Genomic DNA, 13,751 nt, shown 5'->3' on the forward strand with positions numbered 1-13,751 from the left:
ACAAAAAAGCCCGCCGACTCAACTGAGTCGGCGGGCTTTTTTGTGGGCCCCGGGAAGGACTAGTTATACCCGGGGTTCTGGGGCAACTTCCACACTTGCGCATCGTTCAGCTCGATGGGCAACAGCGGGATGGGGTTCACCACGCCCGTAGTGATGCTGTGCGACATGGCGCGGGAAGCCACATCGGCAGGCAGCACGCCAAAGTAGCGGCCCGTGCGAATCAGGTCCCAGAAGCGCAGCGACTCTTCGGCCAGCTCCACCCGGCGCTCGTGGTAGATGGCTTTGAGCAGGTCCGGACCCGCGAGGCCGGCGGAGATGTCGGGCAGGGTACCGGCCGGTGTGTTGGCCGGGTCGTAGGTAAGCGTGCCTAACACCGTGCCCGGAGGCTTAGTGGAGTTGCGGGCCCGGGCCCGTACCATGTTCACCAGTGTTACAGCTTCCGAATTTTTGTTGAGCTGAGCGGCGGCTTCGGCCTTCATCAGCAGAATGTCGGCGTAGCGCATTTTACGGATGTTCTGGGGGCCCGATTGGTTGTTGACGGGTTGTAAAATGGCTACTTTCCGGTCCATATACCCGGTGTCGTTGAAGCCCGGGTCGATGACCATGGGAAGGCCGAGCACCGAGTCCCCGTTTTTGTAAACTGTTACCAGCAGGCGCGGGTCATTGGCTTCAAACTCGCCCACAAGGCTTGCGGTGGGGTTGTTGAAACCATACCCCCAGCCGGTGCCCGGGATGGTCATGCCGCTGGCGTCTTTGGCAGCCGTGCGGTTGTTTTGGAACACGTTGCTCGTGGTACCGATCGAAATGGGTCCGTAACCGTCGTTGGAAGTGGAGAATTGTATCTCAAATACCGATTCGCTGCTGTTTTCACCCGGGGCCTGGTGAATCATGGCGTAGTTGGGTAGCAGGGTGTACTGACTCGAAGAAATGATGGTGCTGGTCAGGTCGTACACTTCCTGCCAGGTGTGCTTGTTAGTGTTATCAGTACCCAACTGGTACATGATGGCGCGGGCCAGGTAGCCGTTGGCGGCCCCTTTGGTGGCGCGGCCCAGGTCGGCGGCGGCGTAGGCCCCTTTTTCGGGCAGCGCCGCGGCGGCGGCCTTTAGGTCTTTCTCAACGAAAGCGTAGGTATCCGCAATGCTGGCGCGGGTCACGCTCGCCGCTTGCGTTGGCAACACCGCTTGTTCAAAAAGTGGCACCCCCCCAAACGTTTTCACCAGGTTAAAGTAGAAGTACCCCCGCAAGAATAAGGCTTCGCCTTTGAGGCGGGTTTTCAGGGCGGCGTCGATGGTGCCGGCGTCAATGTTGTTGATGACGGTGTTGGCGCGGGCAATGCCGGTGAAGCTGTGCACCCAGAGGCTGCTGATGGGCCCGTTGCCCGACGTCACCGTCCAGGTTTTCAGCTCCAGCAGGGGCGTGAAGTCGGTGGGGTTACTGCCCTTGGCCGCGTCGTCGCTCATCACGTCGCCGAACATCCACTCATAGGTCTGCGGCACGTAATCGCCGACGCCGAACTTGGGGCCCTGGTCCCAGGAGGCAACATCGTAAATGGCGTTCACGGCCTGCACAGCGTTGGTGGGGTCGTTGAACAGGTTGCTCTGGGTGGTGGCCCCGAGGGGGTCTTTATCCAGGAATTTCTTGCATCCTGGCGAGAGCACCGCGATGGCCGCTACGGCCATAATTCGGGCTGCGTGGGAAATTTTCATGTGGATGGTAGGATATCGTTAAAATTGAACGTTGAGGCCCAAACGATAAGTGCGGGGCTGGGGGTAGTTGCCGTTGTCCACGCCGTATGCCAGGGCGTTGCCGTAGTAGCCCGTGGTGGAAATCTCGGGGTCGAGGCCGGTGTACTTGGTGATGGTAAAGGCGTTGTCCACGGAAGCGAAAACACGCAGCCCGTTCATTCGGAACGTGTTGAGCACCGCTTTCGACAGCGAGTAGCCCAGCTCAATGTTGCGCACCCGCAGGTAGCTGGCGTCTTCCACGTAGCGGCTGCTGAAGCGGTCGTTGTAGCCGCCGGCAGTTTTGAAGGTGAGGTCGCCGCTGTTGTTGGTGTCAAACGACGTAACGCGGGGCTGGTTGCTGTTGGGGTTGGCGGGCGTCCAACGGTCCAGGCGCGAGGCGTAGAAGTTGGTCCACAGACCGGCAAAGTTGCTTGACTTGTTCAGGTTGAAGCCAGCCGCGTTGATGGCCTCAGCCCCTTGCACGCCGTAGAGCAGGACTTTGAAGTCAAAGCCGCTGTAGCTCAGGTTGACCGAGGCCCCGTAGGTGAAGCGGGGCGTGGCGCTGCCTAAGTAAGTGTAGTCGTTGGAGTCAATCTTGCCATCGCCGTTGACGTCGATGTACTTAACGTCGCCGGCCTGGGCCCCGGGCTGAATTTTGTACGCGTTGGCTTCGTCCTGCGAGTGGAAGACGCCGTCGGCTTGCAATCCGTAGAAGGAGGCAATCTCGTGGCCCACAGACGTGAGGGTGGTAGAACCAAGGTGCGAATCGACGTTGGCCCCGGCAATGGGGCTGGCCCCGCCCAGGTCGGTGATGCGGTTGTTGATTTTGGTGAAGTTCAACCCAACGTTGTAACCAAACTTACCAATTTCGTTCCGGTAGTTCAGGGCCAGCTCTACGCCGCGGTTGTACAGCGAGGCCACGTTGGCACTGGCCGGGGACTGGCCGATGTAGTCCGGCACGGGCAGCAGGGCAATCATGTCCTTGGTACGGCGATTGAAGTAATCGCCGGTGAACGTCAGCTTGCTGTCCAGGAAAGACGCGTCAATACCGAAGTCGGTAGTGATGGCCGTTTCCCATTTCAGGTCCGGGTTGTTGAGCGTCGCGACCGCCAGACCGGGAGCCACGGTCTTGTTGAACACGTACAATTGGTTGTTGACGGCCGTCGAGGCGTACCCGTAGTTGGGTGCGGCGTTCTGGTTGCCCACCAGGCCGTAGCTGCCCCGCAGCTTCAGCACGGAGAAGATGGTTTGGCCTTTCATGAAATCCTCGTTGGAAATGTTCCAGGCGGCACCAGCGGAAGGGAAAGTACCCGTGCGGTGGGCAGGCAAAAAGCGCGACGTCTGGTCGAAGCGCAGGGTCGCCGTCAGCAAATACCGGTCGCGGAAGTTGTAGTTGGCCCGGCCGAAGTACGAGATGAGGCCCCCATCGTACTGCCCGCTGCGCACAGTAGAACTGGAGGAACGAGCGGCGGAGATGTACTGAAGCGTGGGGTCGGCCGGCACGTTGTAGCCCGAGATGGAAATGCTGTTGCCGTAGCCCCGCTGCGCCTCCTGGCCCAGCGTGGCCGAAAACGAGCTGTTGCTACCCAGGTCCTTGGTGTAGTTAATGTAGTTCGACGACACCCAGCCCACATTTTCGCCGCGGGTTTCAATCAACGCGCTTTGCGAGCGTTGGTCGTTGGCCCCCAAAAAGTACTGCGGCTGGTAGTACTTGGGGTGGTAATTGTTATAGTTGACACCAAAAGTAGAGCGGAAGGTCAGGCCCTTCAGAATGGTTACGTCGAGGTAAGCATTTGAGAAGAGGGTGCTGCTCTGGGTTTTGTTGCCTTGCTGCTCGCTGATGTAGCGGGCCAGGTTGGGCGTGAAGCTGGTGATGTTGTCGTACGAGTAGCTGCCATCGGCATTGTACGGCGACCCGATGGGGTTGGCCTGGGTGGCGTACTGAAGCACCGGGCTGTAGAAAGCGTTGCCCGTGCCGTCGCCGGCCCCCGTTTGGTTGGCCGTGGTGAAGGTGGCGGAAACCCCGGCCTTTACCCGGTCGGTCAGCACGACGTCGTCGTTCACGCGGATGACGTACTTCTTCAAGCCCGTGGCCGCGATGATGCCGTCCTGCTGAAAGTAGTTGCCGCTTATCAGGTAGCGGTTTTGCTCGGTACCACCTGAGGCCGACAGGGCGTAGTTGGTAATCAGGCCCTTCTGGGTCACAAAATCCTGGAAGTTGGTGCCCGTGGCCCCCCCTTGCAAAGCGCTGTTGAGGATGGCGGTATAATCGCCCGGAATGGCTTGTTTACCGTTGGCGTACGCCTCCGTTACCAGCGTTGCGTACTGTTGGGCATTGGTTAGGTCCAGCTTCTTGCGGATTTCCTGGTAGCCGGTGTAGCCGAACAGGTTGAACTGGGTTTTGCCGGCCTTGCCGTGCTTGGTGGTGATGAGCACCACGCCGTTGGCCCCGCGCGAGCCGTAGATGGCCGTGGCCGAGGCGTCCTTCAGGATTTCGGTCGATTCAATGTCGGTGGGCAGCAGGAAGCTGATGTCCCCCGTCTGGATGCCGTCCACCACATACAGCGGGTCGGCGTTGTTGATGGTGCCCACGCCGCGGATGCGGATGCGGGTACCCGAACCGGGCTGGCCGCTGTTGGAGGTGACCTCCACGCCCGCTACGCGGCCTTGCAGGGCCTGCACCGGGTCGGAAGTAGCCACCTGCGTCAGCTGGGCCCCGCTCACGGAAGCCACCGAGCCGGTGAGGTCGCTTTTCTTGGCCGTGCCGTAGCCGATTACCACCACCTCGTTCAGGTCCTGGTCGGCCGCGGCCAGCACCACGTTGATGGTGGACTGCCCGTTGACGGGCACCTCCTGGCGCGTGAACCCAACCGAGCTAAACACGAGCACGGCGTTGGAAGGCGCTTGCACCGAAAACCGGCCGTCGGCGCCGCTGCTCGCACCGGCCGTGGTGCCTTTCACGACAACTGTTGCTCCTGGCAGGGCTTCGCCCTTGCCATCCTTAACTGTTCCTTGAACTGTTTGCTCCTGGGCGGCCGCACCAAAGGGTCGGCACACCAGCGCTAGCATCACGAGCACCGCTAGTAGAACGGATTTCATAGGTAGAATGAATTAGTGAATTGATAGCAACAAAAGTATTCTGTCGCATACGTTTGCGCTAATACTATTCCAACGTTTATTATCCGTAAATTTTCTCAAAGAAACGCTGAAGCGTGTGCGTACACGCCAATGAAAACCAGCCTTATGACAACTGCAAGCCTTGATTAACACCTAAAAATCCGGCAATACTAATTTTAGCTGTTTTGCGGCAACAACCTGTTTTTGTGATGATTATTTTTCACAAGTTCAGGCGTTTTCGCTGCCGACCAATTTTACGCAATGGTTTGCTACCGTTGCGACTATCGGTTGCTGCCCATTGTACCCCTCCAAGGTAACAGCCCGCGCTTAACTCCAAATCCTTGTGCTGGTGCTGTTCTGGTTTTACCGTTGCGGCGGCCACGGGGCTTTTGGCACGTGGTGCGAACAACTGGTATCGGAAGTAAAATAATGCCGCCTTCGGCCTGGTGCCGCTCAGCACCGGCGGGATAGAGCACGGTAAGCGGATGTGGTCAACTACTCCTGCCCAAGCTATGGCGATGACCAGCAGCCCAGTGATGCGTTCAATTTTGCGCGTGGGCCGGAGCCAACAAATCGTTACCTGCCAGGCCCTTGAAACCAGTCGATTGAAAACTGACCACGAATAGCCCACCAGCGCTTAATAGGACGGCTCAGCAGCCATTGGTGCTGTTAAAAAGCTTGTGCCAAAAAGGTTTTTTAGCCGACCCAGGTGGCTACTTAGTAATTGGCCTCGCTACCGGGCAGGTCGACCAGGATGAACTGGGTGTCTTTTTCGGCCACGATGCGTACCGAATTTTCGTCGCCGATGCGGGCCTGGTCGTTGGGGCCCAGGGCCACGCCGTTCACCAGCAGGCCTCCTTCTTTTACGTATACCAGGGCCAGGCGCAGGGGGAAAGTCTTGAAGTCGATTTCCTTGCCCATGCCCAAGTTGGCCCAGTACACAGTGCTGTTGGAATTCATGTACACCACGTCCTCCAGCACTTTCTGGCCGGTGGCCAGCGGCACCAGCTCATCCTTGCGGCCCCCGAGGAAACCCAAGTCTTTCTGTTCGTAGCTGGGGGCCAGGCCGCGCTGCGAGGGCAAAAACCACAGTTGGTAGAAGTGCAGCGGTTTGTCCTGCAGGTTCATTTCGGAATGGGCCACGCCGGTGCCCGCCGTAATGCGCTGCACCTCGCCGGCCGCAATGGCCGTGTGGTTGCCCAGCGTGTCCTGGTGCGTGATTTCGCCCTCCAGCACCAGCGTCACGATTTCCATGTCGGAGTGCGGGTGCTGCGGAAAGCCGTTCTGCGGGGCCACGCTGTCGTCGTTGAACACGCGCAGGGGCCCGAGCTGCAGGTTGTGCGGATCGTGGTAGTCGGCAAACGAAAACAGGAAGTAGCTACTCAGCCACGGGGCCGGGGCGGCGTGGTGGCGGTCGGCGGCGGGAATGTGCTGGAGCATGGCAAGCGGCTGGGGAAGGGCAGACGGGGCTGCATACGCGGCGGCGGGGGCGAAGTTCCGGGGCGGGCCCCGGCGGCAGAAGCGCCGCCGTAGCCGCTGGCCGTTTCGGCCACCGGGGCCCCGGGCTGCGTATGGGGCCGGGCACGGTGCTTGCTTAGGCCCGGGCACACCTTTATCAACCCATCATTTTCCCACGTTATGAAAAAATTATCCATCGCCCTCGCCGCATTGCTCGGCGCGGGCCTCGCCACTTCGGCGCACGCCCAAACCGTGCGCCTGGGCCTCAAGGCCGGGGCCAACCTCTCGAACCTGTCCGGCAACCTGATGAACCAGGACAAGTACAAGAACAAGTTCGGCTTCGAGGGCGGGCTGCTGCTCAACGTGGGCATCGTCCACGACCTGCTCTCGGTTCAACCCGAAGTACTGTTTTCGCAGAAGGGCTTTAAGTACGCCGACGACTCCTACACGGTACTCGGCAACACGTACAAATACACCGGCAACCGCACCTATAACTACATCGACGTGCCGGTGCTGCTGAAAGTGAAGGCCGGCGGGCTGTTTTTTGAGGCCGGTCCCCAGTACAGCTACCTGCTGAACGTGCGCGACAACTCCAACACGACTTCGAACGGCAGCTCCGTTTACACCACCGCCAACACCCAGAACCTGGACCACGTGAACCGCAACGAAATCGGTTACGCGGCCGGCCTGGGCTTCGAAGCTTCGAGCGGCGTGTTTCTCGACGTGCGCTACAATGGCTCTTTCACCGACTTTGCCAAGGATGGCTACCAGGACTCGGACCTGAAAAACGCCCGCAACTCGGTGTTTCAGGCGTCGGTAGGCTTCCTGCTGCCCAGCAAGTAGGCCCCGGCCCCGGCCGGCCCGTTACCGCTAACCCCAATCCCATGCCCAGAAGCCTGCATTTTTTGGCCGCCGCCTTGCTCAGCGCCCTGCCGCTGGCCCCCGCCGCGGCCCAAGCCCCGCCGCCGAAGGAGGCCAGCCCCGTCGATAAAGCCCGCGACAAGGCCGCGGCCGCCGACGCGGCCTTGGTCCAGGCCCAGCTGAAGTACGACTCGGGCTTTGCGGTAGCCGCCAGCAGCGGCAACCTGCTGGCGGCGGCGCTGGGCGGCTTGGCGGCCCAAAAAGCTACCGCGCTGGAGGTGAAGGATTGGGGCAAGCAGCAAGATGCCGACCTCACCCAGCTGCAAACGCAGCTCCAGGGCATTGCTGGCCGCGCCGCCTTCGCGCTGCCCGCCGCGATGAGCGCCGCCGACCGCAAAACCTACGACGACGTGAACGACCGCAAGTACCTCGGGTTCGACAAAAAGTACCTGCGCGACCTCAAGGAGTTGCACCAGCACCTCATCGCCCTTTACGCCGACGCGGCCACCCAGGCCACCAACCCCGAGCTGCGGGCCTTCGCGGCCGACGCCCTGCCCAAGCTGCGGGCGCACGGAACCACCACCGCCCAACTGTTCGACCGCGCCAACGCCCGCAAGTAGCCGGCCCGGCCGTCGCGCTACGCAAAAAGGCCCCCGCGAGTGCGCGGGGGCCTTTTTATGGGTTAAGCAGTCCCGTGCACCGCCGGATTAATTGCCCACCACAGCTTAGCCGCGGCGCAGCCCGGCCACTTGCTGCTGCAACTCGGCCACCACGCTGGCCAGCCGCTCCAGCGACATTTCAGCGGCCGGGAAGTGGCTGCTGATGTAGCACTTGGCTTCCCAGATTTCGAGGGCCTCGGTGCCGGGCAGGTCGTAGGGCTTGTACTGGGGGTTGTCGGAGTGCAGGGCCAGGGCCCCGGCGGGCCGCGCCTTGTGGAACACGCGCTTGAACACGATGCCGTCGCGCGGGCTCACCACCACGCAGGGCGTGCCGTCCTTGAGGTGGGCCAGCTCGTCCACGTAGCGGCCCACCACCACCGTGCCGCTCACCAGCGGCAGCATCGAGTCGCCGGAGATTTCGAAAGCCCGGTAGCTGCCCGTACTCGGCAGCATGGGCAGCCGGAATTTGGGCAGCTCGCCCAGGTATTCGGGGTCGGCGTAGCCGTTGAGGTAGCCGGCGGCGGCTTTCTGGGGCACCAGCTCGATGTTCTCGTTCTGGTCGCGGTCCACGGTCAGGGCCAGGATGCGGAGCTTGCCGGCGGCCGCGGGCGGCTCGGGGTCGTCGTCGCCGTCGGGGGTGGCGGGCGCGGGCTCCAGCTGGCGCATAGTGGCGGCGGCTTTGGCATTTTTGCGCTTGCTAAAGTCGGTGGTCACCAGCTGGTCGAGCGTGATGCCAAACAGCCGGGCCATGTTGACGAGCGTGACGAGGCGGGGCTCGGCGCGGCCTTCTTCGTAAGCGCCCACGAGCGAGCGTTTGATGCCGAGCTTCTCGGCCATCTGGGCCTGGGTGATGGCCAGCTCGCGCCGCCAGAATTTGAGGTTGGTGTTTATCATCGGAAAGGAACGGCCAGGAAACGGGCACCGGACAAGGGGCCCAGGCCGACAAAGTTGGCAACGCCGCCGCGAAGTTACTAATTCCGTTAGCTTAAATTTTTTCTTATTTCTTCACCCTATCGAAATTAGGACATACAGGCTAAAGTTCAGCTTATTTATGGCCCCACATGTGCAAGCAAGGCAGCGATGAGCATGACCACGAGGGCAACAGAAGTTCATATTGGCAAGGGAAGCCAATCATGGCCGATTAGGGGCCAGAATCTTTTGATTATTTAGCCCCCTTGCCAATATTTGCTGTAAAGCCGGCTTGAAACTCTTCCGTTGAAATGACCTTCATCTCGTGCAGCCAATACCAGCGCGACACCCCTTTTTTTGTGGTCAGTTCTTGATTGGGGTACACGTATCGTTGATGAAGATAAGCCCTCGTATAGGCCCTTAAATCATCCACAAATTGTTGCATCTCAGCATCGTTTTCGGGCTGCGCAACCACGGAGAAATCGCCTTTGCCGGTTGTCAAAACAAATCGGTTCTGCCAGCGGGTATAGGTAAAGTAGCATACCCCGGCTACTACCAGCGACGCCGCACCCGATGCCACCAGATAAGCCTGGTTAACAATGGGCTTGCCAAGCTCCTGCGCCCAAGACCCAACCACTCCGAAGGCAACGAAAAAGCTAAGCACCAATGGAAATGAACGCTCCATTTTTCCCCGAACTGGTAGTAGCTCTTCGTAAGGAATTTCAGTTCTTACATAGTTCGTCAGCCGTTTACGGTCCACCAACAGCCCGTCTTCCGTGGTCGTTAGCCGTGTATGCCCCCACACGGGATGCTTTTGGTAGAATTCCATATTCAAGCTGCTTTTCCGTCGGTTTCCCTGCACTCTACCTCCGCAACCTTATTCCCGCCAGGCGCAGCTGGAAGTAGTCGTACTTCTCGCGCAGGTGGTCGAACAAGTCGCGCAGGGCCGGGGCCCCGCCGAGCTGGGCGCGGGCAGCGGCGATTTCGGCCAGCTGGGTGTCGGTCACGAATTCTTCCAGGCGCAGGGGCAGGCCCTTGGTGTAGGCGCGCTCCAGGTGGGCCTTGACGGTGCTTTCGGCCAGGCCGCGCTGCTCGGCAATTTGCAAGGGGCTGAGGCCCTGGCGGTGCAGCTGGAAGGTGGCTTCTTCGGAGTCGTTGACGGCGGCGGGGTCGGCGGGCGCTTTGGCGGCGGCTTTCTCGGCTTTGGGGCGCGCCGTGGGGGCCCCGAAGGGCAGCTCGTCGTCGCCGGCCGGCACGTTGCGCGGGGCCCCGTGCTGCAAAATGGCCTGGATGAATACCTCGCCGTAGGTCTCGAATTTCTTCATGCCCACGCCCGACACGGCCAGCATGGCCATGCGGGTTGTGGGCTGCTCCTGGGCCATTTCCTGCAAGGTAGCGTCGCTGAACACCACGTAGGGCGGCACGCCCTGCTCGTCGGCCAGCTGCTTGCGGAGCTGGCGCAGGTGCTCGAACAGCCGGGCCTCGGGCGAGCCGGTGGCAGCGGCCTCGGTGGCAGCTTTGCGGCTGGCGCGGGTGGGTTTCTCGGCCTTCTCGGCGGGCTGGAACTTCTTGAGCAGCAGCGGCAACTCGCCTTTCAGCACCTCGTGGCCGCGGGGCGTAATTTTCAGCGCGTAGCCTTCTTCGTAGGCGATGTAGAACAGGCCATCGTTCAGCATCTGGTGCACGTAGCTGTACCAATCCAGGTACGGCAAATCGGCCCCCGCGCCGTAGGTTTTGATTTGGTCGTAGCCCCCGGCGATGACGGCCTGGTTGCGCATGCCGCGCAGCACGTCAATCAGCAGCGTGACACTGAGCCGCTCCCGGGCCCGCGTCACGGCCGACAACGCCTTCTGGGCCAGCAACGTGCCATCGAACGTGGTGGGCGGGTTGCGGCAGATGTCGCAGTTGCCGCAGTCGTGGGCCAGCGTTTCGGAGAAGTAGTGGAGCAGGATTTTGCGGCGGCAGGAGGCGGCTTCGGCAAACTGCTGCATGCGCTCAAGCTTGGCCGTGTTGAGCTGGGCCTGGCGCGCGGGCACGTCCTTGGTCACCATCTCGCGCATCTGCATCACGTCGGCGAAGCTGTAGAACAGGATGGCCGTGCTGGGGGCCCCGTCGCGCCCGGCGCGGCCGATTTCCTGGTAGTAGCCCTCGATGTTTTTGGGCAAGTTGTAGTGCATCACCCAGCGCACGTTGCTCTTGTCGATGCCCATGCCGAAGGCGATGGTGGCCACAATCACCTGCACGTCGTCCTGCAAAAAGGCCTCCTGGGCCTTGCTGCGCTGGTTGGGCGTGAGGCCGGCGTGGTAGTGCGCCGCCTTGATGCCCTTCTGCTGAAGCTTCTGCGAAATGGTTTCGCAGGTTTTGCGCGAGAGGCAGTAGATGATGCCGGGGTCCTGCGGGTGGCGGGTAATGTACTCCACCACCGAGCCCACGCGGTCCTGGCCCGGCCGCACGATGAGGTTGATGTTGGGCCGGTCGAAGCTCGAAAGGAACACCTTGGGCTCGTGCAGGTTGAGCTGGGTGATGATGTCGCGCTTGGTGAGGCGGTCGGCGGTGGCCGTCAGGGCCACGATGGGCGTGTTGGGGAACTGCGTGCGCAGGGCCCCCAGCTTGGTGTACTCGGGCCGGAAGTCGTGGCCCCAGCTCGAGATGCAGTGCGCCTCGTCGATGGCAAACAGGCTGATGTTCACCCGCCCCAAAAACTGCATGAACCCGTCCGAGAGCAGCTTCTCGGGACTGACGTACAGCAGCTTGAGGTGCCCGCTAACGGCCGCCCGGGCAATGTCGTTGGCCTCGGACGTGCCCACGCTGGAGTTGATGAAGGCCGCCGCGATGCCGTTGCCTTTCAGAGCTTCCACCTGGTCCTTCATCAGCGCAATGAGCGGCGACACCACCACGCACAGCCCCTCGCTGACCACGGCCGGCACCTGGAAGCACACCGACTTGCCCCCGCCGGTGGGCATGAGCACCACCGTGTCCTGCCCCGCCAGCACGCTCTGGATGATGTCGGCCTGCATGGGCCGGAAGTTGTCGTAGCCGTAGTAGCGTTTCAGTGCCCGGCGGGCGGCGGGCAGGAGTTCGGCGGCGGCAGTCAGGGTATCGGGCATAACGGGTAATTGGGCAATGCTAAGCGGATGAACCTCACGAGACCCCTGCGGGGCGGCCCCTCTCCAAAAGAGAGGGATGCCAGACGGTTCGGCTCCTTGGCCTATTGGTCGGCGAGCAGTAAACAAGTATTGTTCGATGACAGCCAAAACGCGGGCTGTTTCGCGCAACACTTGGTCGTTGGTGAAACGAAGTTCGTGAAAACCTAATTCCGTCAGCGTGTGGGTACGGCCTTGGTCGTATTCGGCCTGGTCGGGGCGGTTATGGATTTCGCCGTCAACTTCAATAATAAGCCGGTAGCTGAGGCAAATGAAATCAACAATAAAAAAATCAATGGCGTGCTGGCGTCGAAACTTGACACCGAGTTGCGCCGCCCGCAGCCGTTGCCACAGCAATTGTTCAGCGGCGGTAGGGGCCCTGCGGTTTTGCCGGGCGTAGGCTTTGGCCTTGTCCCAGGTGCGCACGTCGGTGGTGTAAATATGCTCACGCGGGCCGCTGAGCTTGGGAGGCTCGTTCATTAGCCTAAGATAGGGCCCCGGCCCCAGGGGAACCTCACCCCCTAGCCCCCTCTCCAAAAAAGAGGGGGAACTAGCGCTAGTTCTAGGTTTTAGAAGCTAAGACTAAAGACTAGTTCCCCCTCTTTTTTGGAGAGGGGGCTAGGGGGTGAGGTTCCCCAGGCGGTGAGGTTACGCCACCCGCGGCTCCCGCCGGCTCCCCCGGTACAGCTCATACTTCAGCAGCCGGCAGTCAATCGGCCCATTGAAGAGCGGGATGCGGCGCGTGGCCTTGAGGCCGATGGTTTTGGCCGCGTCCAAGTTGCCGGTGAGCACGTAGGCTTCGTAGCCCTGGAAGTTGGTTTTCAGCGCGTCGCCGATGGTTTTGTAGAAGGCGGCCATCTCGGCCTCCTCCCCGATCCGCTCGCCGTAGGGCGGGTTCGTCACCACGAGGCCGGGGCCCTCAGCGGCGGGCGCGGCGGCGGCCTTCACGTCGCGCACCGATAGGCGGATGCAGTCTTCAAGGCCAGCGGCGGTGATGTTCTGGGCCGCCTGGTCAATCACTTTCGGGTCGATGTCGGAGCCGGCCAGGTAGGCCTGGGGCTCTTCCAGGCGCTGGGCCTCGGCTTCGGCGCGTACTTGCTGCCAGAGGTCGGCGTCGAAATCGGCCCAGTTCTCGAACCCGAACTTGCCCTGGTGGAACAGGCCCGGGGCGATGCGCTGCGCGATGAGGCCCGCCTCGGTGAGGATGGTGGCCGAGCCGCACATGGGGTCAATTAGGGGCTGCTTACCGTCCCAGCCGGCGAGCAGCACCAGGCCGGCGGCCAGCACCTCGTTCAGGGGCGCGTCGTTGGTGGCCTGGCGGTAGCCGCGGCGGTGCAGCGAGTCGCCGGCGGCGTCGCGGCTGATGATGACCTCGTTCTCGAGCATGCGCAGGTGCAGACGGATGTCGGGGTGGCGCGTGTCCACGTCGGGCCGGTGGCCGGTGCGGTCGCGGAACTGGTCCACGATGGCGTCCTTCATCAGCTGGGCCACGAATAGCGAGTGCTCGAAGGTGGACTTGTTGACCACTGCCGTGATGGCGAAGGTTTGGCCCGGGCCGATGTACTCGCTCCAATCCACGCGGCCCACCTCGCGGTACAGGGCCCGCTCGTCGGGGGCGTAGAAGCCGGCCAGCGGGCACAGCAGGCGCATGGAGAGGCGGCTCCAGAGCACGGTTTCGTAAAGAAGCCGCTGGTCGCCAATGAATTCGACGGCGCGGCTGCCCACGTGGGTGATGTCGGCCCCGAGGGCGTAGAGCTCGTCGGCGAGCAATTCTTCTAATCCAAACTGGGTGGTGGCGGTGAGGTGCATGGCCGCAAAGGTCGGGCAGGAATGCGTTGGGGCCCCCTTCCGCCCGAAATAGCCCCGGCCGCTATCTTGCG

Annotated in this window: 9 protein-coding genes and 1 pseudogene; 2 read left to right on the plus strand and 8 right to left on the minus strand. The window is 61.7% G+C overall.

Translation table 11 applies throughout. The features are described from left to right. Positions 1-59: 59 nt before the first annotated feature. The 3 genes from HNP98_RS15325 to HNP98_RS15335 form a co-directional block, all read right to left on the minus strand. Positions 60-1,706 (minus strand): RagB/SusD family nutrient uptake outer membrane protein, encoded by a 1,647-nt coding sequence (locus tag HNP98_RS15325; RefSeq protein WP_173811041.1) that lies wholly within the window; start codon positions 1,704-1,706, stop codon positions 60-62. Between the two features lie 18 nt (positions 1,707-1,724). Further along, a complete protein-coding gene (locus HNP98_RS15330) occupies positions 1,725-4,823 on the minus strand; it encodes a SusC/RagA family TonB-linked outer membrane protein (RefSeq protein WP_173811042.1) in 3,099 nt (1,032 codons plus the stop codon). A 735-nt stretch (positions 4,824-5,558) separates the two neighbouring features. After that, positions 5,559-6,281: a pirin family protein gene (locus HNP98_RS15335; protein WP_173811043.1), complete on the minus strand. Its 723-nt coding sequence runs from the start codon at positions 6,279-6,281 to the stop codon at positions 5,559-5,561. A 198-nt stretch (positions 6,282-6,479) separates the two neighbouring features. Here HNP98_RS15335 and HNP98_RS15340 point away from each other — a divergent pair, with 198 nt between their 5' ends. Together HNP98_RS15340 and HNP98_RS15345 are read left to right on the plus strand one after the other, a co-directional pair. Further along, a complete protein-coding gene (locus tag HNP98_RS15340) occupies positions 6,480-7,142 on the plus strand; it encodes a porin family protein (protein WP_173811044.1) in 663 nt (220 codons plus the stop codon). A 41-nt stretch (positions 7,143-7,183) separates the two neighbouring features. After that, positions 7,184-7,780 carry a DUF4142 domain-containing protein gene (locus HNP98_RS15345; protein ID WP_173811045.1) on the plus strand — a complete coding sequence of 199 codons (597 nt, stop codon included), beginning with the start codon at positions 7,184-7,186 and terminating at the stop codon, positions 7,778-7,780. Positions 7,781-7,885: 105 nt separating this feature from the next. Here HNP98_RS15345 and HNP98_RS15350 read toward each other — a convergent pair whose 3' ends face one another. From HNP98_RS15350 to HNP98_RS15370, 5 genes and pseudogenes are all read right to left on the minus strand, one after another. Next, positions 7,886-8,713: a LexA family transcriptional regulator gene (locus tag HNP98_RS15350; RefSeq protein ID WP_173811046.1), complete on the minus strand. Its 828-nt coding sequence runs from the start codon at positions 8,711-8,713 to the stop codon at positions 7,886-7,888. 268 nt (positions 8,714-8,981) lie between these two features. Beyond that, the gene (locus HNP98_RS15355; protein ID WP_173811047.1) at positions 8,982-9,557 is read right to left on the minus strand and encodes a hypothetical protein; all 576 of its coding nucleotides are present in this window, start codon (positions 9,555-9,557) and stop codon (positions 8,982-8,984) included. Positions 9,558-9,591: 34 nt separating this feature from the next. Beyond that, on the minus strand, positions 9,592-11,835 hold the full coding sequence (gene recQ, locus HNP98_RS15360) for a DNA helicase RecQ (protein ID WP_173811093.1): 2,244 nt from the start codon (positions 11,833-11,835) through the stop codon (positions 9,592-9,594). Between the two features lie 186 nt (positions 11,836-12,021). Next, positions 12,022-12,351, minus strand: a pseudogene (locus tag HNP98_RS22475) (endonuclease domain-containing protein); the annotation flags it as partial. A 168-nt stretch (positions 12,352-12,519) separates the two neighbouring features. Beyond that, positions 12,520-13,680, minus strand: a complete 1,161-nt coding sequence (locus HNP98_RS15370) for a THUMP domain-containing class I SAM-dependent RNA methyltransferase (RefSeq protein WP_173811048.1) — start codon at positions 13,678-13,680, stop codon at positions 12,520-12,522. Between the last annotated feature and the right edge of the window lie 71 nt (positions 13,681-13,751).

This window comes from Hymenobacter caeli (genome assembly GCF_013294115.1).
In the GTDB taxonomy this organism is placed as follows: Bacteria; Bacteroidota; Bacteroidia; order Cytophagales; family Hymenobacteraceae; genus Hymenobacter; species Hymenobacter caeli.